This window comes from Reyranella soli, from assembly GCF_007992495.1.
Classification (GTDB): domain Bacteria; phylum Pseudomonadota; class Alphaproteobacteria; order Reyranellales; family Reyranellaceae; genus Reyranella; species Reyranella soli.
In genome coordinates, this window is record NZ_BKAJ01000045.1 from 121,295 (window position 1) to 127,944 (window position 6,650).

Annotated in this window: 6 protein-coding genes; 2 read left to right on the forward strand and 4 right to left on the reverse strand. The window is 66.5% G+C overall.

The window, feature by feature from the left end; genetic code table 11:
• Positions 1-1,143 carry a signal recognition particle-docking protein FtsY gene (ftsY, locus tag RSO01_RS14895; RefSeq protein ID WP_147149890.1) on the forward strand — a complete coding sequence of 381 codons (1,143 nt, stop codon included), beginning with the start codon at positions 1-3 and terminating at the stop codon, positions 1,141-1,143.
• Positions 1,140-1,736, forward strand: a complete 597-nt coding sequence (locus tag RSO01_RS14900) for a septation protein A (RefSeq protein ID WP_147149891.1) — start codon at positions 1,140-1,142, stop codon at positions 1,734-1,736. The genes ftsY and RSO01_RS14900 overlap by 4 nt, the downstream gene beginning before the upstream one ends.
• Before the next feature lie 113 nt (positions 1,737-1,849).
• On the opposite strand, the gene RSO01_RS14905 is transcribed toward RSO01_RS14900, so the two are convergent.
• Genes RSO01_RS14905 through RSO01_RS14920 form a run of 4 tightly spaced genes read right to left on the reverse strand, consistent with a single transcriptional unit; the run spans position 1,850 to position 6,523 of the window.
• Positions 1,850-2,650, reverse strand: a complete 801-nt coding sequence (locus RSO01_RS14905) for an IclR family transcriptional regulator domain-containing protein (protein ID WP_147149892.1) — start codon at positions 2,648-2,650, stop codon at positions 1,850-1,852.
• A gap of 25 nt (positions 2,651-2,675) precedes the next feature.
• Positions 2,676-3,764, reverse strand: a complete 1,089-nt coding sequence (locus RSO01_RS14910) for an ABC transporter ATP-binding protein (protein ID WP_147149893.1) — start codon at positions 3,762-3,764, stop codon at positions 2,676-2,678.
• Between the two features lie 6 nt (positions 3,765-3,770).
• Positions 3,771-4,775: an ABC transporter substrate-binding protein gene (locus RSO01_RS14915; protein WP_147149894.1), complete on the reverse strand. Its 1,005-nt coding sequence runs from the start codon at positions 4,773-4,775 to the stop codon at positions 3,771-3,773.
• A gap of 17 nt (positions 4,776-4,792) precedes the next feature.
• Complete coding sequence (locus RSO01_RS14920) at positions 4,793-6,523, reverse strand: ABC transporter permease (RefSeq protein WP_246158411.1); 1,731 nt, start codon at positions 6,521-6,523, stop codon at positions 4,793-4,795.
• Positions 6,524-6,650 lie beyond the last annotated feature (127 nt).

Sequence of the window (6,650 nt, forward strand, 5' to 3'; positions counted from 1 at the left end):
GTGAGCGAGACACCCAAGTCCGAGAAGGAAGCCCCGAAGAAGGGCTGGTTTTCGCGCTGGCGCTCCAAAGGTGATTCGGCAAACGACACGCCTGCACCCGAACCGGCGGACGAGACGCCTGCTCCACAATTGGTGAGCGAGGCGCCAGCACCCGAGCCGGTTGAGCCTGTCGCGGAAGAAGCCAAGCCCGAAGTCGAACAGGTCGAAGTCGAACAGGAAGCCGAGAAGAAGGGCTGGCTGTCGCGCCTGCGCGCGGGCCTCGCCAAGTCAACCAAGCGCGTCACCGAGAGCATCACCGGCCTCTTCACCAAGAAGAAGCTCGATCAGCAGACGCTGGACGATCTGGAAGATGCGCTGATCCAGGCCGATCTCGGCGTCAGCGTCGCCGCGCGCCTTGTCGCGAAGCTCGGCAAGGAGCGCTTCGGCAAGGAAGTGACCGACGAGGAGGTGCGTGCGGCCTTCGCCGACGACATCGCCGAGATCCTGCAGCCGGTGGCGATGCCGCTGGTCATCGACCCGGCGAAGAAGCCGCATGTCGTGCTGGTGATCGGCGTCAACGGCAGCGGCAAGACCACGACCATCGCCAAGCTCGCCAACCTCTACAAGGGCGAGGGCCGCAAGGTCATGCTGGCTGCCGGCGACACCTTCCGCGCCGCCGCCGTCGAGCAGCTCAAGGTGTGGGGCGACCGCGCCGGCGTGCCGGTGATCGCCAAGGACACCGGCGCCGACGCCGCCGGGCTCGCCTACGAAGCATTGGAGCGCGCCAAGGCCGAGAGTTGCGACGTGCTGCTGATCGACACGGCGGGCCGCCTGCACAACAAGGCCAACCTGATGGACGAGCTCGCCAAGATCGTGCGCGTGATCCGCAAGCTCGATGCCAGCGCGCCGCATTCCTGCCTGCTGGTGCTCGATGCCACGACCGGCCAGAACGCCCATGCCCAGGTCGAGACCTTCAAGACCATGTCGCCGGTCGACGCGCTGGTGCTGACCAAGCTCGACGGCAGCGCCAAGGGCGGCGTGCTGGTGGCGCTGGCCGAGAAGTTCAAGCTGCCGGTGGTGGCGATCGGCGTCGGCGAGGGCATCGACGATCTTCGGCCATTCGAGGCGCGGGCCTTTGCGCGCGGATTGATGGGGCTCGCATGAGCGAAGGCGCGCAACCCGAACACGGCATGCGCCGCCTCTATGCGACGGCGCTGGAGCTCGGGCCATTGCTGCTGTTCTTTTTGGCCAACGGCCGCTGGGGCATCTACTACGGCACCGGCGTGTTCATCGTCGCGACCGCGATCGCGCTGCCCTGCTATCGCTGGCTGGAGAAGCGCTGGCCGGTGATGCCGCTGGTCGGCGGCTTCTTCGTGCTGGTGTTCGGCGGGCTCACGATCTGGCTGCAGGACGACACCTTCATCAAGCTGAAGCCGACCATCGTGAACTGCCTGTTCGGCGTGATCCTGGGCGGCGGCCTGCTGCTGATGAACCGGCCGTTGCTGAAGCCGATCTTCGGCGCGGCCTTCCGCCTGACCGACGAGGGCTGGCGCAAGCTCACAGTGCGCTGGGCGCTGTTCTTCTTCGTGCTGGCCGCGGTCAACGAGGTGATGTGGCGAAGCTTCCCAACCGACACCTGGATCGCCAGCAAGATGTTCCTGAGCTTCCCGCTGACCCTGGTCTTCGCCTTCCTGCAGGTGCCGCTGCTCAAGCGCTACTGGGACGGCGACGACAATCCATTTGCCGGCGGGAAGTAGTCTTGCCGGACCGCGGGCCTCCAGGCCCGCCTCTGTCATCCTGAGCGCAGCGAAGGATCTCATGTCGGTTGCAAGCGGCGACGAGGTCCTTCGCTTCGCTCAGGACGACATGATCACAGAAGCTGCGGCTGCAGCGCCTCGACCTCTTCCTTGAGAGCGGAGAGGTACTTCTCGGCGAACGACCCCACCGCCGAATCCTCGACCCATGCCGCGACGCACACTGCGGCGATGGTGGCGCCGTCGTAGCGCCGGAGCGGTACCGCCACCGCGTGGTAGCCGCGGCGCATTTCCTGGGCGGTGATGGCGTAGCCCTGCTTGCGCACCTGCAGGATCTCGGCCCGCAGCGCTTTCTTGTCGGTGACGGTGAAGTCGGTCATCACCTTGGGCTCGAGCTTGTCCAGCCAGGCATCGAGCACCTTGTCGGGAACCTGGCTCAGGATGGCGCGGCCGGCTGCGGTGTTGAAGGCGGGACGCCGCAAGCCGATGGTCGGCGCCAGCACGTCGGGCCGGCCATGCAGCGAGTGGGCGATCATGACGATATCGTAGCCGTCGAGCACGGCAGCGAAGCACGACTGCTCGGTGCGATCGGCGATGCTCTCGCAGGCTGGCTGGACGACGGTCGAGACCATGTTCGAGCCGAGATAGGCCGAGGCCAGCTCCATGATGCGCGGCGTCAGACGGAAGCTGCGGCCGTCATTCTCCGCCAGGCCGAGACAGGTGAGGGTGTAGAGGGCGCGCCGCACGCTGGGCTTGGGCAGGTCGGTGGCCCGCGCCACGTCGCTCAGGGTCATGTGCTTCTTCTCGCGGCCGAACGCCCCGATGACCCGCAGCCCGCGCGCAAAGGCTTCGAGGAAGTCGGGCCCATGGCCGCTCGCCGCCCGCTTCTCCGCATCCTCTGCCCGCAACCGCGCCATTCGCGCCCTCCGACTTGATCAGACGTCAGGCTTTTAACGCCCACGCATTGTCGGCGTCGACCAGCAGCGTGACGGTGTCACCCACCGCGGCGGCGCGCGTGGAAGCGCATTCGACGTTGAACTTGAGGCCTGCCGTCTCGACGGTGAGCGAGCGGCGCGGGCCGCGGAACACGCCGTCGACGACCTTGCCCGGCCAGGTGAGGTGGCCGTTGATCGCCGGCGTGGCCGCCGCAGCGAGCGTGACGTCCTCAGGCCGCACCATCACCGATATGGCCTCGCCCGCCTTGAAGTCCTGGCCGGCGCGGCAATGGCCGCCGTCGATGGTCACCAGCCAATCGCCGTCGCCGGCCGGACGGCAGGCCGCGACGGTCGCCTCGATGAAGTTCGGCGTGCCGAAGAAGGCCGCGACCTCGCGGCTGGCCGGCCGCCGATAGACGTCTTCAGGCGCACCCACCTGCAGGATGCGGCCGCGCTGCATGACCACGACACGGTCGGACAGCGCCATCGCCTCTTCCTGGTCATGCGTGACATAGAGCGTGGTGATCTTCAGCCGCCGCTGCAGGGCGCGGAACTCATCGCCCATCTGGGCGCGCAGGCGGGCGTCGAGGTTGCTGAGCGGTTCATCGAGCAGCAGCACCTCGGGCTCGAACACCAGGGCGCGGGCAATCGCCACGCGCTGCTGCTGGCCGCCCGACAGCGCCGGCGCCGGCCTGTCGGCGAAGCGATCCATCTCGACCAGCCGCAGCGCGGCCATCACGCGCTCCTTGATCTCGGGCTTGGCGACGTGCCGTACGCTCAGCGGATAGGCGACATTGTCGAACACCGTCATGTGCGGCCAGATCGCGTAGGACTGGAACACCATGCCGAGCTTGCGCAGGTCGGGCGGCACGAACAGGCCGGCCGGCGCGTCGCTCACCACACGGCCGCCGATCACGATCGAGCCGGTGTCGTTGCGCTCCAGCCCCGCCACCATGCGCAGGGTCGTGGTCTTGCCGCAGCCCGACGGCCCCAGCAGGGTCACGAACTCGCCGTGCTCGACCGCGAGGTCGATGCCGTCGACCGCCCTGACCTCGCCAAAGTGCCGGCCGACTTCGTGCAGGGAGACGCTGGGCATGCGGTCCTACTTGAAGATCTGCTTGGCGAGCTCGAGCATGGCGTCCTGGCGTTCGGGCACGGTGGTGCCCAGCGCCTTGGTCGCCAGCAGGACGCGGATCTCCTCGATGGTCTTTTCGACCACGCCTTTCACGACGGGATTGTAGCCGGCGTTGGCGTAGATGAGCTGCTGCTCCGGCTCGAGGTAGTGGTTCATGAACAGGCGCGCGGCGTTGGGACGCGGCGCGTTCTTCAGCATCGCGAGGTCGAAACGGACGTACGGCCGCCCCTCGACGGGTACGATCGGCTTCACCGGCAGGCCCTTCAGCGTGTTGTAGTCCTGCAGCGAGAAGGGCAGGTAGATCGGGTACTCGCCGCGCGCCACGCGCCGCTCGCTGTTGGCAATGTCGCGCGAGAAGACCGGCTTCTGGGTCGCCAGCTTCTCGAGGAATTCCTTGCCGAAGGTGTCGTGCATCACGACGAAGAAGACGGCGCCGCCGCCCAGGGCGCGGTAGTCGTCGGACAGGATCTTGCCCGTCCACTTGGGATCGAGGATGTCCTTCCAGCTCTTGGGTTCGTCGCCGGGCTTCACCAGGTTGCGGTTGATCATCAGGCAGTAGCTGATGACCTCGGCGGGGATTCGAATATCGTCCGCGTCGAAGGGCGCCATGATGTTCTTGATGTTGGGGATGGGGCCGTGCGGCTGGAAGTTGCCGTCGCGCGTCATCAGCCAAGTGGTCGTGCTGCCATTGTGATGGACGTCGCCCAGGAAGCGACCCGCTGACTGTTCGACCCGCACCCGCTCGCGCACTTCGCTGGCGCGCGCTTCCAGAAGCTCGACCGATATGCCGTATTTCTGCTCGAAGGCCTTGACGACTGCCTTCAGCGACGGCGAGCCGATCGAGGCGGTGTAGACGACCAGCTTGCCTTCCTTCTTGGCCGCCTCGACGGTCTTCGCCCAGTCGTCCTGTGCCCACGCGGGACCGATGGCGGTGCCGGCGGCCAGAAGACCGAGAACGCTTCTCCTCAACATGGACCCATCCCTCCCAATCACAACGTGCTGATGCGTCTCTTGATGACTTTCAGTTGGACCCAGCGGAACACCAGGACCAGCACCAGCATCACCAACCCGATGACACTCACTTCCTCGGGCTTGCCACTCACCCACATCTTCAGCATGACCACCGACAGCACCTCGGTGCCGGGCGCATAGAGCAGGATCGAGGCGCTGAGCTCGCGCATGATGCCGAAGAAGATCAGCACCCAGCCGACCGCGAAGGCGGGCCAGGCCAACGCGATCAGGATGCGGCCCAGAGTCTGCCACCAGCCGGCACCGTGCACGCGGCTGCACTCCTCGATGTCGTTGGCAATCTGCTGGTAGGCGGACGAGGTCACGCGCACGGCGACCGGCGTGCCGAGGGCGATATAGGCCAGCAGCAATGCCCACAGCGTGCCGTAGATCGGGATGGCGTGCGGCAGGATGGCGAAGCCCCACAGGAAGCCGATGCCCAGGACCATGCCGGGCATCATCCAGGGCAGCCAAGCCAGAAGGTCGATCAGGCGGCGGCCGCGCCAGCGCGTGCGGGTGGTGACGTAAGCGACGATGCCGCCCAGGGCCATGGTCGCCGTGGCGCCGGCCACGCCCAGCAGCATGGTGTTGCCGAAGGCGCGCCAGAAGCTCGAATTCTCCCAGACGCTGCGATAGTGGTCGAAGGTCAGCATGTCGGCTTCGTAGAAGCCGAAGAACTTGAAGAAGGAGCTGAGCAGCAGCTGGCCGATCGGCAATGCCACGGTGAGCGCAAAGAACAGGATGCAGGTGCCGAAGGTGACCCAGCGCAGCCGGCCGAGCCGCGTGATGTTGGGCGAATAGCCCTTGCCGGTCACCGTGGTGAAGCTGCGGCCGCGCAGCAGGCGGTTCTGCATCACCAGCAGCAGGAACATCAAAGCGAGGGCGGCGAAGGACAGCGCCGTTGCCGACTGGTAGTCGGGCTGGGCGCGCTGGGTGATCGAATTGTAGATCGTGGTGGTGATCACCTCGATGCCGACCGGCACGCCGAAGAACACCGCCGATTCGAAGGATTCGATTCCGCGGATGAAGCTCAGGATGAAGGCGCTGGTGGTGACCGGCAGCATCAGGGCGAAGGTGACGCGCCAGAAGGTCTGCCAGCGCGTGGCGCCCGACATGCGGCTCGATTCCTCGAGCGCTGGATCCATGGCGCGGAAGGCATCGACCACGAACAGGAAGATGAACGGCGTCGAATACTGCATCATGTGCCAGATGACGCCGCCGTAGGAGTAGACGTCGACCAGGGTGCCGTCGCTGCCCGTGAGCCAGCGCCAGGCGAGGTTGATGGTGCCGACCTGGGCGTTGCCCAGCATCGCCCAGGCGGTCGCCGTCAGGATCGGCGGGATGAAGAAGGGCAAGGTGATCAGCACTTCCAGCACGCCGCGGCCCGGCGTGTCGGTGCGCGCGATGATCCAGGCCAGCAGCACGGCGAGCGCCAGGGCCAACACGGTCTTGACCAGGGAGATGCCGACGGTATTGGCCAGCACCACCAGGTTCTCAGGTGTGGCGATGCTGATGTAGCCGTTGAGGTTGAATTCACCGGCGATGCCCGGCGGCGTCGAATGCAGGCTGCCGTAGAGCAGCATCAGCATGGGATAGAGCGACAGGAAACAGAGGATCGCGATCAGCGCGGCGATACCCGCCGGCCGGCCCCAGCGCCACAGGCCGCCGGCCAACGCACTGCGCTCGCCCAAGGGGGCGGCAACGGTCACCATCCTCGCGCCTCCTCCCTGAAGGCTGATTGCCCCTCTTATGCTCCCCTTCATGTTCCTCTCCCCCGCTAGGGGGAGAGGCTAGGAGAGGGGGCTTCGAAGATTGTCTGTAACCCCCCCCCCCCCCCCC